Raw genomic sequence first — 15,318 nt, 5'->3', positions numbered from 1 at the left:
TCACTGCAACCGATTGGGGACAATACGTGGACCGTTTCGAAGCGATGCGTACCTTTGCCAAGGTGGTGGAAACGGGCAGCTTTACCAAGGCGGCCCAAGCTTTGCATCTGAGCCGAACCCGGGCCACGCATCTGGTGCAGCAATTGGAGGCACGCTTGCAGGTGAGCTTGCTGCATCGCACGACGCGCAAGGTCAGTGTGACCAGCGCTGGGGCACTTTATTTTGAGCGTGTGGTGCAATTGCTGGCCGATCTGGAAGACAGTGAGCGGGATCTGGCCCAAGCCTTGGCTTCGCCCAGTGGCCGCTTGCGGGTAGATGTGCCCAGCCCTTTAGCCAGCCGTGTGCTGGTGCCTGCCTTGCCGTCGTTCTACGCACGCTACCCGGATATTCAGCTGGATATGGGCGTAGGCGACAAGACGGTAGATCTGCTCGATGAAAGCATGGACTGTGTGGTTCGAGGTGGTCAGATTCAAGACCAGTCCTTGATCGCCAAGCGGGTGGGGGCGCTGCATCTGTCCATCTATGCTGCACCCTTGTATCTGGAGCGGTTTGGTACCGTTGTGCATCCTGAAGAGCTGGACGGGTCTGCACATCGAATGGTGGGGTACCTGTGGGAACATCAGAACAAACCGTTTCCTTATGCCTTGCGTCGCGATAAAGAACGGGTTTCTTTGCCAGGCCGTTATGGCTTGGCCGTGAATGATGGCAACGCCTATCTGGCAGCGGGTGAAGCGGGTTTGGGGCTGGTTTGCCTGCCGGCGTATTTGGCCAAGGAAGCGGTGCAAGCAGGGCGCCTGATCGCGTTATTCCCGGATTGGACGATGGACCCTATGCCCTTGTATGTGGCTTTTCATCGCAGCAAACATACGAATGTTCGGCTGCGTGTTTTTATTGATTGGGTTGCGGAGCAATTGACTCAAGTATCTTGAGTGCCAGAAAAAAAGCCAAGGAGAATGAATCCTTGGCTTTTTTCATTGAGTCCGATTTTTATTCAGCTTCGGCGCTGTCTACGACTGGAATGGTCGCCTGGGCAAACTCAGGCCGTTCTGTACCGTGCTTGATACGGTAGTCTTTCAGGAACTTGGCGATGCGGTTGATGGCCTCGCGCAGGTCCGGCTCGTGGGGCAGAAACACCATGCGGAAGTGATCCGGATGAGGCCAATTAAAGCCCGTGCCTTGCACCAGCATCACGCGGGTGGCTTCCAGCAGTTGCAGGAAGAATTGGCGGTCGTCCTTGATGGGATAAACCTCGGGATCCAGACGCGGGAACATGTACAGGGCAGCGTGGGGCATGACGCAGCTGACCCCGGGAATCGCGGTGATCAACTCGTAAGCCAGATCGCGCTGACGGCGCAGGCGTCCACCTTCGCATACCAGGTCGTTAATGCTTTGATAGCCACCCAAGGCGGTCTGAATGGCCCATTGGCCGGGCACGTTCGCGCACAGCTTCATATTGGCCAGCATGCTCAGGCCTTCGATGTAGTCGGCACCGGCTTTCTTGTCGCCCGAAATCACCAGCCAGCCTGCGCGGTAACCACATGCGCGGTAGCTCTTGGACAGGGAGTTGAAGGTCAGGGTCAGTACGTCGTTGGACAGGCTGGCCATGGCGGTGTGCTTCATGTCGTCGAACAGGACCTTGTCGTAGACCTCGTCGGCCAGCAGCACCAGATTGAATTCGCGAGCAATATCGACCAGAGCTTGCAGCACCGAGTCGGGGTAGAGCACGCCGGTGGGGTTGTTTGGGTTGATGACAACCAGGCCCTTGGTGCGTGGGGTGATCTTGGAGCGGATATCGTCCAGGTCCGGGATCCAGCCTTTGGATTCGTCACACAAGTAGTGCACGGGTGTACCGCCGGACAGGCTGGTTACAGCCGTCCACAGCGGATAGTCGGGCATGGGCAGGAGCAGTTCATCACCGTCGTCCAGCAGGGCGTTGGTGGCCATGGCAATCAGCTCAGAGGCGCCATTGCCCAGGTAAATATCTTCCAGCGTCACGCCCTTGATCCCTTGTTCCTGGGTGTAGTGCATGACGGCTTTGCGCGCGGCAAAAATACCTTTGCTATCCGAGTAGCCCGAAGAGTTGGGCAGGTTGCGGATCATGTCGAGCTGGATTTCTTCCGGGGCGTCAAAACCGAATACCGCCAAGTTGCCGATATTGAGCTTGATCAGTTGCTGGCCCTCGTCTTCCATTTGTTTGGCCCGGTCCATGATGGGGCCGCGAATATCGTACAAAACATTCGCCAATTTGCTCGATTTCTTGATGCTATTCATGATGCTGGTAATCGGATTCCATGTGTGCTGCTAATGAACGGTGGCAGGGCTGATGCCTGACCAGCCTTATACCTTACCGCATGCGTGGGCCTGTCTTGTAAGCATCAAGCTTAAAATGTGGCATTGTCGAATTTTGGCGACACTCTTTTGTCGATAGGCTCCTTACTACCTGGACATATTCCGCTTTATGGATTGGATTGGCATGATGTGAAATCAGCCCTCCTTTATTTTTCTTGTTTTTGAAGCGCTCTGAGATTAAGATTCGACATCAAATCATTTGATATCGAACTATGAAACTGGAAGCGAAATATCGGGCCTTGCTCTCGCACGCAGAGCAGCAAAAGGGCGTCAATGTTCAGGGCATGTCCCTGTGTTTTCAGCTCCTGTCCTTGTCTGCCCGTATTGATCGAGACTGCGCCGCCTTGTTGGCGCCCCATGGCTTGAGTGAGGCCCGTTTTGTACTTTTGTTCCTGCTGGAGGAAGCACCCGACGGCATGCCTTCCCACATCCTGGCTGAACGGGCAGGCGTGACGCGGGCGACTGTCACAACTCTGGTGGATGGGCTGCTGAAAGCGGGCTTGGTGCAGCGCTTTGCGGCCCAGACCGATCGGCGTTCTGTCATGGTGAAACTCAGCCCTCAGGGGGCGGAGTTGGCCAGGACGCTGGTAGGAACTCATGCCCAGTGGATAGGCGAATTGTTCCGGCATTTGTCCGAGGCGGAGTGCACCCAGCTTAGCGCCTTGTTGAACAAAGCCGCTGGCGGAGAAGACGCGTCATGAGTATCGAGAACCGCAAGGCTTATGCCAAGGTTGCGGATATACCGGCTGATATTTTGCTGGCTCTGTCCAAGGGGGAAATCCAGGGTCTTACTCTGACCGAGTCCTTGGCCATCGATCAGCGCGTGCTGGTGGCGACCGTATTTCCGGAATTGGATGAGCAGGGCGCAGAGCACATCGACACCCTGGCCCAATTGGGCATTCTCAAGCGCATGAAAGCCATTGGGGAATACTTGCTGGACACGTATGGCGAGATGGCCTGGACGCGCTGTTTAGATCACCCGGCTGATGTGGTGCGGGGCTGGGCCTGCTTTATGGTGGGAGCCCGTGCATCTTTAAGTGTGCCTCAGCGCCTGGAGGTACTGCGCCCTTTGGCAGATGATGCGCATTTCGGTGTGCGTGAATGGTCCTGGATGGCGGTACGTCCTCATTTGGTGGCCGAGCTGGATGCGTCGATTCAGAGCTTGCAGCAGTGGGCGCGCTCAGACTCGGAATATCTGCGTCGTTTTGCGTGTGAGGCTTTGCGCCCTCGGGGAGTGTGGTGCGCACATATTGCCATCCTGAAAAAAGAACCGGAACGCATGTTGCCGATTCTTGAGCTCTTGTATCGGGATGGCAGTGTGTATGTGCAGGACTCGGTAGCCAATTTCTTGAATGATGCGGCCAAGGATCAGCCGCAGTGGGTGCGTGATCTATGTGCTCAATGGCAGATGCAAGCGCCGGATAATGCTGCTGTGCAGCGCCTGTGTCGACGGGCGCTGCGCAGCGTGTCTTGATGCTCCGGTTCCAGTCCTGGAATCAGGAGGCGCGCAAGGTAATCAAGGTGATTTCTGAGGCGCGCCCCAGTCGCAGCGGGAAGCCCGCCCACAGTCCGGCACCGTAGCTGACGTACAGCTGCATATCCCCCACTTGATACAGTCCACCCACATAGCCATCATTGGCCATCTGCACGATCTTGTGCATGCCCACAATATGGCCGCCATGGGTATGGCCCGACAACTGCAAGGTCGCCCCGGCTGCAGCGCTTTCCTTGGCGGTGTCAGGGCGGTGGGCCAACATGATGATGGGCATGCCAGCAGGGATCCCGGCGACTGCTGCAGCCACATCGGGCATGGGTTGCCCATGCACGGCTGCCGACTTGTCGGTAATGCCAGCCAAAGCAAAAGCAGCATCGTCTTGTTCAATAATGCTGTGCTCGTTCAGAAGCATACGTAGCCCAAGGCTGTTGAAGTGCTCGATCCAGGGCTGGTACTGGGTGTAGTACTCGTGGTTGCCTGCAATTACCCACACCCCTTGCGGGGCAGACAGGGCTTGCAAGGGGGCGACATCATCGCGGCGCGCTTTCACCGTGCCATCGACCAGATCACCAGTAATGACGATCAGATCCGGTTTCAAAGCCTGTGTTTTATCAACAATGGCTTGTATCCAGGGGCCTTGAAGCAGACGACTGGCGTGCAGATCAGTCAGTTGCACCAGTTTGAAACCATCCAGCTTGGGGGACAGGCCCTTGACCTTTACTTCGATGGACTTGAGCTCGGGGACTTGCACTGCCTGCCAGACACCCAGTGCGGACAGGCTGACCGCTGCGATGCCCAGCATGCCCCGCAAGGTAGGGGAGCGCAACAGAAGCAGCTCGGCTGGCTTGTACAGAACGCGCATCAGTAAACCTGCCAGATCCGTGATCAAGGTAAAGCAGGCGGCCAGCAGGACTGCCCCAAAAGCCCAGCCCAGGACCATGATGACTTGTGCGGGAATTTCCGGTGAGGCCCGTGAGCCCCAGAACAGCGCTACGGTGTAGTGGTGGAAGGTGGCGGCGACGGCCAAGATGCTGAGCAGCCATTTGATCCAGGGTTTGATCTTCAGCGGTTTGATCAGTCGCCAGGCGACATACAGGGCGAAAACGAGAGCAGCGACTTGAAACACAAAATCATTCCAAAAAGAAACGGGGGCTCGTGCTTGAGCGGGCGATAAAGCGTGCTCAGTATAGAGCGAGGAAGTGGGCATGATGTCAGAGCTCACCAGACAGTTACGGCTCTGTCACGAAAAAAGGTGGACATGCTTGATTACGTTTTGAGAGATTGCTTCGCACATCAAGTCATTAAAACTTCTAGGCTTTTTCCCAAGGGCACCCCAGTGGAACGGGGTTTTCGTTTGATTTGATTGGAGGACATATGGTGACGAAAAAATCCGCAGCCAAAACCAATCAGGATGCCGTGGGGCAAGGTGGGGAGTTACATCAGTTTGGCCATGCTGAGTTGACGACCAATCATGGCGTACCGATATCGGACAATCAGAATTCCTTGCGTTTCGGGGCGCGTGGCCCGACCTTGTTGGAAGATTTTGTCCTGCGCGAGAAAATATTCCATTTCGACCATGAACGTATACCGGAGCGCATTGTTCATGCTCGCGGCACAGGAGCACATGGTTATTTTGAATGCACGCAAGCAATCCCGGAGTTGACCCAGGCCTGTGTATTTCAAAAGGAAGGACATCGGGTGCCGGTGTTCTGTCGTTTCTCAACGGTAGCCGGCTCTAAAGGCTCCAAAGACACACCACGCGACGTGCGTGGTTTCGCGGTCAAGTTCTATACCGAGCAAGGCAACTGGGATCTGGTGGGCAACAATATGCCCGTTTTTTTTATCCAGGACGCCATCAAGTTCCCGGATCTGATCCATGCCGTCAAACCCGAGGCGGACCGGGGCTTTCCCCAGGCAGCGTCAGCCCATGACACATTCTGGGATTTTGTCTCCCTGATGCCCGAGTCTTTGCATACCGTGATGTGGCTGATGTCTGATCGAGCCTTGCCACGGTCCTTTCGCATGATGCAGGGCTTTGGTGTGCACACTTTCCGTTTTGTGAATGCCAAGGGCAAGTCGCACTTTGTGAAGTTTCATTGGAAACCCAAGCAGGGCTTGCAGTCCACCCTGTGGGATGAGGCGGTCAAGATTTCCGGGGCGGACTCGGATTATCTACGACGCGATTTGTACGAGGCGATTCAAAGCGAAGCCTTCCCGGAGTGGGAACTGGGTGTGCAGGTCTTCGATCAGGAGTGGGCGGACAAGCAGGACTACGATGTGCTGGATGCGACCAAACTCATTCCCGAGGAAAGTCTGCCCGTCAAAATTGTGGGTCGTATGGTTCTGGATCGTTATCCCGACAACTTCTTTGCAGAGACCGAGCAAGTTGCTTTCTTGCCATCCAACATCATTCCGGGAATCGACTTTACGGATGATCCCTTGCTGCAAGGCCGCTTGTTCTCCTACCTGGATACGCAAAAGTCTCGACTGGGAACGGTCAACTTTCATCAGATTCCTATCAATGCACCCCGCTGCCCATTCAGTAATATGCAGCGCGACGGCATGATGCAGACGCAGGTTCCCAAGGGCCGTGCGACCTACGAGCCCAATAGCCTGGAGGAGGCGGGTGAATCGGGCGGACCGCGCGCGCAGCCCCATGGCTTTCGCACCTTCCCCAGTACCGTAGACGATGGCGCAAAACTGCGTGTACGGGCTGAGTCGTTCTCGGACCATTACAGCCAGGCCCGATTGTTTTATCGCTCTCAGACTGAAGTTGAGCAGGAACATCTGATTGCCGGGCTGGTATTTGAACTGTCCAAGGTCCAGCTCAATCATGTTCGTGTGCGTGTGCTCTCGCACATGCGTGTCATTGATGAGGACCTGGCCAAACGAGCGGCTCAGGGATTGGGGCTGGATTTGCCGCCTCCTGCCAAGCCCGCCCGCAAGCCGATCGACATGGCACCTTCCAAAGCCTTGTCCATACTGGCTCAGAAGTCGCCGATTGCCGGTCGGATGCTGGGTATTCTGGTAACGGACGGAGCTGACAAGGGCTTGCTGGAAATGCTGCTGACAGGGGCTCAGGAAGCCGGGGTGGCCGTCAAGCTTATCGCTCCGCAAGTAGGGGGAGTGACGCTGTCAGACGGCACACACTTGGCTGCCGACGAAAAGATTGCGGGTGCGCCTTCGGTTCTGTTTGATGCGGTGGCCTTGCTGCTTACCCAGGAAGAGGCTTCAAAACTGTGCACTAACAAGGCGGCAGTGGATTTTGTAGCCGACGCCTATGGACACTTGAAAGCAATTGGTCATAACGGCGCAGCCCAGCCCTTGCTGGACCGGGCAGGCGTTTCAGTGGACAAGGGGGTGTTCGTCATCAAAACCGGTGATGATCTGCTTGAAAAAGTGTCTTCACGGTTCTGGGAGCGACGCCATCAGGTAGATGGTATGGCCTGATGTCTTGTGAAAAGGGGGCGGTGCCGCCCCTTTCACGTGCCGTCAGTAGCGCCAGCTCAGCCCCAGCACGGGGCCCGACATGCGAGTGTCAAAGACATGGCCGGAGCGACGATAGTCCACATCCAGCATCTTGTATCCGGCAGCGATGGAGAAGTTCTCTGACAGGTCGTAGTTCAAGGTCAAGGTAACTTGATAGCTCAGGCGCGAGCCCACGCCAAAGCCGCCCAAGTGGATCTGGGCTTGAGTGGAAAACTCCGGGGTGAAACGATAGAACGCACGCAGTCCTATCATGGGGTCCACCCAATTGAAGCTCTCCTGATGATGTCGGGTTCGGCCCGCCGTACTCAGATGGGCACGGGTGCGTATATCCCAAAAAGAAAAACCGGCCAGTGCGTCCAGGCTGGCTTGTTCAGTGTCGTAGATGCGGTAACCACCTTGCAACGTGGCCATGAACAGACGTGTGTCCACGGTCCCTTCTGCAGCACCGACCAAAGGCAAACCACCTACCACTTCACTTTCGCGTGTGTTCACGTAGAGCAGGTCACTGTTGAACACATAGCGGTCGCGACGCACCCAGGCGTTCAGAAAGGCCGCGGCACGCAGATCGTGCAGGACATCTGAAAAGGACTTTTCTATATCCAGGGAGGGCGCGCGTTTGAAGGGGGAGGACTCACCCGACAAGCCGGTAATCCAGGCATAGGGTGTAATCTGCACGGCATAGTGTGGCGAAGTCGTGCTGTCGGACATGGCGTCTGGACCTTGAGCACTCACTTGGGCATGAGCCAGACTGGCCAGTGGCAAGACTCCCAATAATAGCCAGCGGGAATGAGTGAGTTTACGCATCATTGTCATGGACCCCCTTTTTAATTCTGTAAATGACGGCGCACTAGCGCCAGTCTTGTGTCTTTCGGTATGCTGGACTAGCCGATCACCAACCCGTGGAGAACGTGTCATGCATGTGTTTTACCTTAGCAAGCAAGATATTGATAATTTGTTGCCCTTAGTGCAAGCGGCGTTACACGCTGATCGCACCGGACAAGTTGGTTTCACGGACGAAGAACTGGCCTTGCGCGCTGCCCTGGAGGCGATGCAGGACCCCAAGCTGTCCGAGCTGCTGGCCGGTGCCCGTGTCGAACCGGGCCGCATAGCCGTTGGATTGGCTGAAGAAGATTACCGGGAAAACCTGCTGGCTCTGGAAACCCGTGACAGTGCTTATGTCATTGACCAGCTTATGGATAGCTATGCAGGATTGCCGGGGTTTTTTGATTGCCTGGAGTTTTAGACGAATTTGCAAAACAGCCCGTAACGGGCTGTTTTTTATTGCATGTTATTGAAGTCCGTGTCGAGGCATTATGCCGTTCCTTGTGCCTACGGATAGGATTTGGCCATTCCTGGTCATTAATGATCTTCTAGTTCTGGGTAAAAGATTTCGAGCACACATCGCCTGTGTTTTCAGACCTGAATGACTATTTTTAAGTTTTTTAAAAACAAGAAAAAGGCGTGTTTAGTTTGGAGATCGTATTTGGTTCATTTATACGCGGGCTGATAAGGCAGCTACCCACGTTTTCAGAGTGAAAAGCGCAGCTTCAAGGCGATCAGGAAGAAAAAATAATATTGCGGTCGATCATGAGTTAGCAAATGTTTTTATTCTCAAAACAAGGGATTTCATGCTCTGTTTTTGTCGGTCTTGCACCACAAGACTTAACTTGGCTTGACGCAATGTCCTAATCCTGTTTTTGTTACACCCGTGTCCAATGTATCGGCTGTGTAAGCAGTCGGTTTTTTTGTTTTATTGATTGGGCGGCTAGCCGTCTCTGGAGAGAAAGATGTTGCTAAAAAAATGTCGTCGTACTTTGCTGGCATGCGCAGTTGGGCTGGCTTTGGTGCCTGCGGCCTCTCAGGCGTGTACCCGAGCTGTTTTTCTGGGTGATAACGGACAGGTGATTACCGGTCGTTCCATGGACTGGAAGCTGGATGTCGGCACCAACCTCTGGATTTTTCCTCGCGGTGAAAAACGTACTGGCGAAGCTGGCCCCTCGTCCATTGAGTGGACCTCGAAATACGGCAGCGTGATTGCGTCGGGTTATGACATTGCTTCTACCGACGGGGCCAATGAAAAAGGTTTGAACGTCAACTTGCTGTGGCTGGTGGAGTCCCAATATCCAACGCCTCAAAAAGGCGATAAGACCTTAAGCATGTCTTTGTGGGGACAGTACGTCTTGGATAATTTTGCAACCGTGGCAGAAGCGGTTGCTGCTTTAGAAAAAAATCCCTTTGTAGTCGTTACTGCCAAGGTCAAAGGTGAAGATCGCTTGGCAACTTTGCACCTGTCCATGTCGGATGCCACAGGGGATAGTGCGATTATCGAGTATATCGACGGTAAGCAACACATCCACCATAGTCGTAAATACCAGGTTCTGACCAATTCGCCCACATTTGATCAGCAATTGGCCATCAAGGATTACTGGCAACAGGTGGGGGGCATGAACATGTTACCCGGCACTAGCCGTGCTGCAGATCGTTTTGCTCGCGCCTCTTTTTACATTGATGCAGTGCCACGCAACCTGAGTGATGACAAGGCCGTAGCCAGTGTGTTGAGCGTGATACGTAACGCTTCTACTCCATATGGCATGACAGTGCCCGATCAGCCCAACAACTCATCGACACGCTGGCGCACGGTATTCGACCATCAACGTAGTTTGTATTATTTTGACTCGGTTCTGTCACCCGGTGCATTCTGGGTGGATATGAAAAAAGCAGATTTTTCGGCAGAAACCGGCAAAGTGATGAAGCTGGATCTGGGGCCGGAGCAAAGCAAGGTCTACATGGGTGAAGTGCTGGAGCACTTCAAACCAGCCCAGCCATTCAAGTTCGAACCCGCCGAACCGCCCGCTGTTTAATGGGGCAGTGGTATATGCCACTCTAGGCTGAATACCCGGGGCATAGCCGACAGCGATCACATGATGTTCATGTTCAGCTGTTATGCTATGCCCCGTCTTTATTTGTTGAAGTAGCTGTTTCATGACCTATGTAGTGACGGAAGCCTGTATCCAGTGCAAGTACACCGATTGTGTGACGGTGTGCCCCATGGATTGTTTTTTTGAAGGCCCGAATTTCCTGGTCATTCATCCTGACGAGTGCATTGATTGCTCCATCTGCGTGGCCGAGTGTCCGGTGGGGGCGATTGTCAGTGATCAGGATGTGACGCCCGAGCAGCAGGTCTATGTGGAACTGAACCGGACCTTGAGCGGGGACCCGGCCTGGAAGCGTATCAGTCAACAAAAAGCGCCCTTGCCGGATCATGAGTACTGGGCGACTCAGACCGACAAGTTGGCGCTGTTGAAGAAAGATTAATGGGCTTTCTGATGCCTGTTGTTGCGTTGGAAGTACCAGACCGCCAAGGCCGCCATCACCAGCAAAGCCGTACAACTGGCCAGTACAGCGACATAGCCTTTATCAAAAGAGTCGCGGGCCAGTTCACTTAAGGTCAGAGCCAGATTCTGTGGCATGGTTTCTGCCATCAACAAGGCCTGATCCAGGCTGTCGTAGGCCAGGGCGCGGTCACTTAATTCCTGTGGCAAGATCAGGCTGGCGCTATATACGAAGGACAGCAGGCTACCCATAATGGTCACGCCCAGCGCACCACCCAGTTCATAAGACATTTCCTCGACCGAGGCCACCATGCCAGCGCGTGAAGGTGGCACGCTTTGCATGATAGTGCTGGAAGCCGCCGTCATGGCCGCACCGATACCCAGGCCCAGCATGACCAGGCTGATCACTTGTAGAGGCTGTGCACTGTTATGCCACAGCAGATAAGCGGCCATGCCTGCTCCCGCCAGGCTCAGGGCGCCAATCAGCAGTCGCTTGCTGCCGATGACGACCAGCAGGCGCCCGGCCAAGGGACCGGCTATAAAGGCTGCCAGTGGCAAAGGAATAATGGCCAGGCCCGCTTCCAACGGTGAGAAACCCAGTACCAATTGCAGGCGTTGGCTGAAAACCAGTTCCATGCCGATCAAGGCCGCTGAGGCCGTCAAGGCAGAGAGTACGGCGGTGCTTAGCGTGGCGTCCTTGAACAGGGCAAAGTCCAGCAAAGGGAAAGGGCTGCGGTTTTGTTGACGGACAAACCAGCTCAGAAACAAGATGCCGATCAGCAGGGCGGCAGCGGTCAAACCCCAATCCGTATGCAGCTTGCCCATTTCCTTGATAGCCAGGGTGCTGGCTACCAGGCCCACCATGATCAGCAAGGAGCCTTTGATATCCCAGGGGCGCGATGCATCTGGCGTGGAGCGGGGCACCAGAATCCAGCCCATAGGCAGCGCGATCAGCACGATGGGCACGTTGATCAGAAAGACGGATCCCCACCAGAAATGTTCCAGCAGGAATCCGCCCAGAACCGGACCAAAGGCGGCACCACCGGAGGCGATAGAAGACCAGACACCGAAGGCCACCGCACGTTCGCGCTCATCATGAAAGGTGATGCGTATCAGCGATAAAGTGGCGGGCATCATCATGGCCGCTGCCACACCTAAAAAGGCGCGTGCGGCGATCAAGGCCGTTGGGTTCGGAGAGTAGGCGGCTGCGACTGAAGCCAGACCAAACATGGCCAGACCCGACAGGAACAGGCGCTTGTGACCCAGGCGGTCACCCAGGGTGCCCATGCCCAGCAGCAGTCCGGAGACGACCAGAGCGTAGCTGTTGATGATCCACAGCTTGTCCGAGGCCGAGGCCTGCAGATCATGGGTCAGGCGTGGCAGGGCGGTGTAGAGCACCGTCATGTCCACCACAATCAGTAGAAGAGCTGCCGACACAATTGCCAGGATCAACCAGCGACGGCTTGGGGATAGGGGAGCAGTGTGGGCTTGATGGGTAATCGAGCTGTGCAGCATAAAAGACCAGATGGGTAGGAAAGCAAGTATGATCTATCAATATTATCAACAGTCAAAGTTGATTAGCATCTATAAAATAGATAAATGGATTGGACACTAGAACGTATTCGACATTTTGTCGCTGTGGCAGAAACTGGCTCCATGACTCAGGCCGCGAAAGAGTTGGGCAAGGTGCAGTCAGCCGTCAGCACCTCGATTTCCCTGCTGGAAGCGGATCTGAATCTGGAGCTGTTTGATCGTTCACGACGAACGTTAAGCCTGACGGTGCCGGGCGAAATCATGCTGCTGGAAGCCAAGGCTTTGTTGCGTCAGGTAGACGTGTTGAATCGTCGGGCCCTGGATTTCTCGCAAGGGCAACCGACCAGACTGGAAATTGCTCTGGATGAAGCCTTGCCTCAAGAGCCCTTGCGGCTGCTGCTCAAGGAGCTGGCTGAACGCTGGCCTGCGCTGGAGTTGACGGTCTGGAACGGAACCGCTTCCGAGGTGATGGACTATGTGCAGGAAGGCCGCTCGGATATGGCTTTTCAGTTTGATCGTGGAGCTGATGCCACGTCATTTGCGCAAAGCTATATTGGCGCTGTGCCCCAAGCAATTTGTGTGGCGCGTACGCACCAGCTTGCCAGTCAGCATCAGGTCAGCCGTAAAGAGCTGACGGCACATCGACAATTGCTGATTCATATCGAAGGGACAGAGCAGACGGTTGTCAGCCCCAGTGTGTGGCGCTCAGACAGCTTTTATGTCATTGCCGATATGGTGGCCGATAGTCTGGGCTGGGCGATTTTGCCGCTGAACATTGCGGAGTATGAAAACTTGCGCAACAAGTTGGCGCAGTTGCATTGCCGGGAGATGGTTTTGCCACCCTTGCCAGTGCGGATGCTGTGGCGACAGGGGCAAACTTTGCCCCCTGCGGCAGTGTGGATGCAGCAGCGCCTGTCGGAGCTGCTGCCTTAAGCCTGTTCAGCAGGCCAGCGGGGAAGGGCGGGATAGCTGACCGTTGGCCCAGCGTTGTACGCCTTCCCAGATATCAGAGGCGTGATGCACGGTCATATCGGCTTGCCAAGTGCTCAGGCTGTCGTCCTGCGCGCAGTAGCCGTAGGCGGCAATCATGGTAGCCATGCCCGCCGCCTGACCTGCCTGGATGTCGCGCAGATCATCACCTACGTACAGGCAGTCTTTGGGATCAAAGCCCGTTTTCTCGGCGGCATACAGCAAGGGGGCGGGATGAGGCTTGGTGTGCTGGGTGGTATCGCCACCGACGGTGACTGCGCAACCCGCTTCCAGTCCTAAATGACGGATCAGGGGCAGGGCCAGGTATTCCAGCTTGTTGGTGACGATGCCCCAGGTGTAGCCGGCCTGCTCTAGCTGTTTCAGCATGGGGGCTACGCCCTCAAACAGATAGGTCAGCTCCGTCATGTGATCGTTGTAGTCCTGCAGGAACTGCGCTCGCAATTGTGCGTAGTTGGGGTGATCGGTATTGATATCCAGCGCTACCTTGAGCAGCCCCCGTGCACCGTGCGAGGCATAGGGACGCAGCGCTTCGTAGGGCAAATCAGGCAGGCCATGTTCCTTGCGCATGCGATTGGCCGTAGCAGCCAGATCTGGAGCAGAGTCGGCCAAGGTGCCGTCAAAATCGAATAGAACCAGTTTATTCATGAGGGCTTAGCTTTGGCGGCGGCTGGCCAGCAGGTAGTTGACGGAGGTGTCGCCAGACAGGCGATAGTGCTCGGTAATCGGGTTGTATTCCAGACCTTTCAATGCCAGGGCATCCAGACCACTGCGGCGGGCCGAGGAAATCAGCTCGCTGGGTTTGATGAAGCCCTCATAGCTGTGCGTGCCCTTGGGAATCAGGCGCAAGAGGTACTCGGCACCCACAATGGCAAACAAGAAAGATTTGGGATTGCGATTCAGGGTCGAGAAAAAGACCCAGCCACCTGGTTTGACCAGTTTGGCGCAGGCCGCAATGATGGAGCCCGGATCGGGGACATGTTCCAGCATTTCCATGCAGGTGACAACGTCAAAACGACCAGGGTGCTGATCAGCCATGTCTTCGGCGCTGATCATCTCGTATTTGACGGGTACGCCCGATTCCAGACTGTGCAAACGGGCAATCTTCAAGGAGCGCTCGGCCAGGTCAATGCCGGTGACGTCGGCGCCGGACTGAGCCAGGCTTTCCGACAAGATTCCGCCACCACAACCGACGTCTAATACCTGCTTGCCCGCCAGGGAGCCGGTGTAGGACAGAATCCAGTCCAGACGCAAAGGGTTGATGGCGTGCAGCGGTTTGAACTCGCTGTCAGGGTCCCACCAGCGGGATGCCAGTGCACTGAATTTATCGATCTCTGCGGGATCGACATTGACGTTAGTGACGGTGGAAGCGGTCATGGCTCATCCAAAAAAATTAAGGCCCCGCAAAAGCGGAGCCTTAATTGTAGCCTTAGCTACAGAAATACGTGATGCAGCAAGAATTACTTGCGGTTGCCCACGATTTCGATTTCTACGCGACGGTTTTGAGCACGGCCTTCGCGGGTCTTGTTGGACGCCACTGGCTGAGCTTCGCCCTTGCCTTCGGTGTAGATACGGTCTGCAGGTACGCCCTTGTTGACCAAGTATGCTTTAACAGCATTGGCGCGACGCTCGGACAGCTTCTGGTTGTAAGCTTCAGCGCCGATCGAGTCAGTGTGACCGGTAGCGATCAGAGTTTCCAGATCGATGGACTGAACGGTGTCAGCCACTTGATCCAGAACCTGGCGGCCTTCTGGCTTGATGGTGGATTTGTCGAAGTCGAAGAACGTGTCAGCGTTCAGAGTCACTTTGGTGACAGTAGGAGCGACGACAGGAGCTTCGGGGGCTTGGGCAACGGGCACACCGTCACAACCTGGAATACCTGTAGCAGGTGTCCAGAAGTTGTTGCGCCAGCACAGTTCGTTGGTGCCGTTTTTCCAAACGTCGCCGAACGGATTGCGCCAGTTGTTAACTTCGCCGGACTCTTGTGCGGAAACTGCACTAGTGGCCGATGCGGCGGCAATGGCGAGTACAAGTGCGATTTTGGAGGGTTTGTTCATATTTCTCCTCGTTGAGCTGATGCTGTTAAGTGACCGCAGCGAACCCCTGCCGCTGATTAACGGAACCAGTATAGCA

General features: G+C 55.3%; 15 protein-coding genes. 8 read left to right on the top strand and 7 right to left on the bottom strand.

All coding sequences use genetic code 11. From position 1 onward, the window contains the following. The first annotated feature begins 26 nt into the window (after window positions 1-26). Window positions 27-929 (top strand): LysR family transcriptional regulator, encoded by a 903-nt coding sequence (locus OSH04_RS03110; protein ID WP_266107925.1) that lies wholly within the window; start codon window positions 27-29, stop codon window positions 927-929. Between the two features lie 58 nt (window positions 930-987). Here the strand turns inward: OSH04_RS03110 and OSH04_RS03105 are convergent, their stop codons facing one another. Continuing rightward, the gene (locus OSH04_RS03105) at window positions 988-2,271 is read right to left on the bottom strand and encodes a pyridoxal phosphate-dependent aminotransferase (RefSeq protein ID WP_009456304.1); all 1,284 of its coding nucleotides are present in this window, start codon (window positions 2,269-2,271) and stop codon (window positions 988-990) included. Between the two features lie 290 nt (window positions 2,272-2,561). On the opposite strand from OSH04_RS03105, the gene OSH04_RS03100 reads away from it, so the two are divergent. Together OSH04_RS03100 and OSH04_RS03095 are read left to right on the top strand one after the other, a co-directional pair. Next, complete coding sequence (locus OSH04_RS03100; RefSeq protein WP_022983289.1) at window positions 2,562-3,050, top strand: MarR family winged helix-turn-helix transcriptional regulator; 489 nt, start codon at window positions 2,562-2,564, stop codon at window positions 3,048-3,050. Beyond that, on the top strand, window positions 3,047-3,823 hold the full coding sequence (locus OSH04_RS03095; protein ID WP_035272663.1) for a DNA alkylation repair protein: 777 nt from the start codon (window positions 3,047-3,049) through the stop codon (window positions 3,821-3,823). Before OSH04_RS03100 ends, OSH04_RS03095 begins: the two co-directional genes overlap by 4 nt. Before the next feature lie 22 nt (window positions 3,824-3,845). On the opposite strand, the gene OSH04_RS03090 is transcribed toward OSH04_RS03095, so the two are convergent. After that, window positions 3,846-4,970, bottom strand: coding sequence for a metallophosphoesterase (locus OSH04_RS03090; RefSeq protein ID WP_266107924.1), 1,125 nt, complete (start codon window positions 4,968-4,970; stop codon window positions 3,846-3,848). Window positions 4,971-5,218: 248 nt separating this feature from the next. Here OSH04_RS03090 and OSH04_RS03085 point away from each other — a divergent pair, with 248 nt between their 5' ends. Then, window positions 5,219-7,294, top strand: a complete 2,076-nt coding sequence (locus OSH04_RS03085) for a catalase (RefSeq protein ID WP_266107923.1) — start codon at window positions 5,219-5,221, stop codon at window positions 7,292-7,294. Between the two features lie 42 nt (window positions 7,295-7,336). Here the strand turns inward: OSH04_RS03085 and OSH04_RS03080 are convergent, their stop codons facing one another. Beyond that, window positions 7,337-8,140: a hypothetical protein gene (locus OSH04_RS03080; RefSeq protein ID WP_266107922.1), complete on the bottom strand. Its 804-nt coding sequence runs from the start codon at window positions 8,138-8,140 to the stop codon at window positions 7,337-7,339. A 106-nt stretch (window positions 8,141-8,246) separates the two neighbouring features. Here OSH04_RS03080 and OSH04_RS03075 point away from each other — a divergent pair, with 106 nt between their 5' ends. The 3 genes from OSH04_RS03075 (at window position 8,247) to fdxA (ending at window position 10,648) form a co-directional block, all read left to right on the top strand. Beyond that, window positions 8,247-8,576: a hypothetical protein gene (locus OSH04_RS03075; protein WP_009456315.1), complete on the top strand. Its 330-nt coding sequence runs from the start codon at window positions 8,247-8,249 to the stop codon at window positions 8,574-8,576. A gap of 544 nt (window positions 8,577-9,120) precedes the next feature. After that, window positions 9,121-10,194, top strand: coding sequence for a linear amide C-N hydrolase (locus OSH04_RS03070; RefSeq protein ID WP_035272672.1), 1,074 nt, complete (start codon window positions 9,121-9,123; stop codon window positions 10,192-10,194). Window positions 10,195-10,315: 121 nt separating this feature from the next. Continuing rightward, window positions 10,316-10,648 (top strand): ferredoxin FdxA, encoded by a 333-nt coding sequence (fdxA, locus tag OSH04_RS03065; RefSeq protein WP_035272674.1) that lies wholly within the window; start codon window positions 10,316-10,318, stop codon window positions 10,646-10,648. On the opposite strand, the gene OSH04_RS03060 is transcribed toward fdxA, so the two are convergent. Then, the gene (locus OSH04_RS03060; RefSeq protein WP_266107920.1) at window positions 10,645-12,180 is read right to left on the bottom strand and encodes an MFS transporter; all 1,536 of its coding nucleotides are present in this window, start codon (window positions 12,178-12,180) and stop codon (window positions 10,645-10,647) included. The two genes, fdxA and OSH04_RS03060, sit on opposite strands and share 4 nt — an antisense overlap. Before the next feature lie 84 nt (window positions 12,181-12,264). Here OSH04_RS03060 and OSH04_RS03055 point away from each other — a divergent pair, with 84 nt between their 5' ends. Further along, window positions 12,265-13,131, top strand: a complete 867-nt coding sequence (locus OSH04_RS03055; protein WP_035272676.1) for a LysR family transcriptional regulator — start codon at window positions 12,265-12,267, stop codon at window positions 13,129-13,131. 6 nt (window positions 13,132-13,137) lie between these two features. Here the strand turns inward: OSH04_RS03055 and gph are convergent, their stop codons facing one another. From gph to ompA, 3 genes are all read right to left on the bottom strand, one after another. Next, window positions 13,138-13,833 (bottom strand): phosphoglycolate phosphatase, encoded by a 696-nt coding sequence (gene gph, locus OSH04_RS03050; protein WP_083053339.1) that lies wholly within the window; start codon window positions 13,831-13,833, stop codon window positions 13,138-13,140. A gap of 6 nt (window positions 13,834-13,839) precedes the next feature. Further along, window positions 13,840-14,562 (bottom strand): bifunctional 2-polyprenyl-6-hydroxyphenol methylase/3-demethylubiquinol 3-O-methyltransferase UbiG, encoded by a 723-nt coding sequence (ubiG, locus tag OSH04_RS03045; RefSeq protein WP_009464176.1) that lies wholly within the window; start codon window positions 14,560-14,562, stop codon window positions 13,840-13,842. 83 nt (window positions 14,563-14,645) lie between these two features. Further along, window positions 14,646-15,242 (bottom strand): outer membrane protein OmpA, encoded by a 597-nt coding sequence (gene ompA, locus OSH04_RS03040; protein WP_009464175.1) that lies wholly within the window; start codon window positions 15,240-15,242, stop codon window positions 14,646-14,648. Window positions 15,243-15,318: the final 76 nt, after the last annotated feature.

Source organism: Alcaligenes nematophilus, assembly GCF_026344155.1.
GTDB lineage: Bacteria > Pseudomonadota > Gammaproteobacteria > Burkholderiales > Burkholderiaceae_B > Alcaligenes > Alcaligenes phenolicus.
The sequence above is the reverse complement of the archived record's forward strand: the minus strand, read 5'-3'. Positions and strand labels throughout refer to the sequence as shown.